Source organism: Lactobacillus gallinarum (assembly GCF_002160635.1).
Classification (GTDB): domain Bacteria; phylum Bacillota; class Bacilli; order Lactobacillales; family Lactobacillaceae; genus Lactobacillus; species Lactobacillus gallinarum.
In genome coordinates, this window is sequence record NZ_NFKZ01000067.1 from 1 (window position 1) to 1,343 (window position 1,343).

Below are 1,343 nucleotides of genomic sequence, written 5' to 3' on the forward strand. Positions count from 1 at the left end.
GCTTCTCTATGAGAGAATATTCTCATAGACGAGTGGAACGTAAGCTTATAGAAAGCACCTTAAATCAGAAAGGCGGTGAAAAAGATGGCAAAAAAGAATAAGCAAGTTCCTAGAAATGATCTGCAATATGAGCAATTAGCCAGTGAATATCTGATTAAAGCTAATCCGAAGCTTGATGAGTATTCTTTAGTAGCACACAATTTGTACAACCGTGCCCTTTTTGACTTAAGACAAGGTTTCTTTAAGAAAAGATATATTAAAGGCTATAGTCAACTCGATCAAATATTTAAAGAGCGTTATCAAAAGCGTGAGTTAATGCTTTATCATAGCTTAGGCTATGTCCAATCGGCACAACAGACTTTAAGAGAGGTCACAACTGTTTGGCAGGCATTCTTTAAAGCGCTGAAAGCCTACAAAGCTAATCCTAGTAAGTTTAGCGGAAAACCAAGATTGCCCCGTTATTTACGGGACAAACGCCATACCTTCTTTGTGACTAATCAGAACGCTAAAGTTAAAGATGGCTATTTGATTGTTCCAAAATTGGATTTAAAGCTAAAACTTGCGCCTAATATTGAAAAAATTGGACGCGTTGCTTTTAAACCTGTCGCTAATGGTTATAAAGTAATTGTTCCATATAAAGCCAATAAAGAAATTAAATACTTACCAGATAACGGTAAATATATTGGGATTGATCCTGGAATTGATAATGCTTTTGCTTGCGCTTCTAACACTGGTAATCGTCCACTACTCATTAACGGTCGTGGAATTAAGTCGGTTAACCAGTATTATAATAAAAAGCGTGCTGAATTAAGACAGCTTCAAGCTAGACACCATCAGCTTGAACGAATAATTAATACCAAACAAGGTAAGAAAGTTGTCTATCAAGATACCCAAGCCATGAAGAAAATTACCGCTTGGCGCAATGACAAAATTAGGCAATTTGCCCACAAAGCATCTAAACGTATCGTGGATTATGCGTTAAACTGTGAGGCAAACACAATTGTCATTGGTAAGAACAAATCATGGAAAAGAAGTTCAAATATGGGGAAAAGAAATAATCAAAACTTTATTGGGATTCCTCACCAGGTGATGATCGACATGATTAAGTACAAGGCTAATTTAGCAGGAATTACTGTTATTCAAACTAACGAAAGTTACACTAGTCAAACTAGTAGTTTAGATCATGAACAGCCTTGTTGGGAAAACGGCAATAAAAGCAGAAAGCGACAAGGTAAAAGCCCTGTTAACAGACGAATTAAACGTGGTTTGTTTAAAGCTAATGATGACCGCTTAATCAATGCGGATATTAACGGAGCTTTGCAAATAATTAGAAAAGTATTCTC

At 36.3% G+C, this 1,343-nt stretch carries 1 protein-coding gene; it reads left to right on the forward strand.

Translation table 11 applies throughout. The annotated features are described in order from the left end of the window. Nucleotides 1-84: 84 nt before the first annotated feature. On the forward strand, nucleotides 85-1,343 hold a 1,259-nt coding region (locus B5E95_RS10295), incomplete at its 3' end, for an RNA-guided endonuclease InsQ/TnpB family protein (protein WP_162606895.1).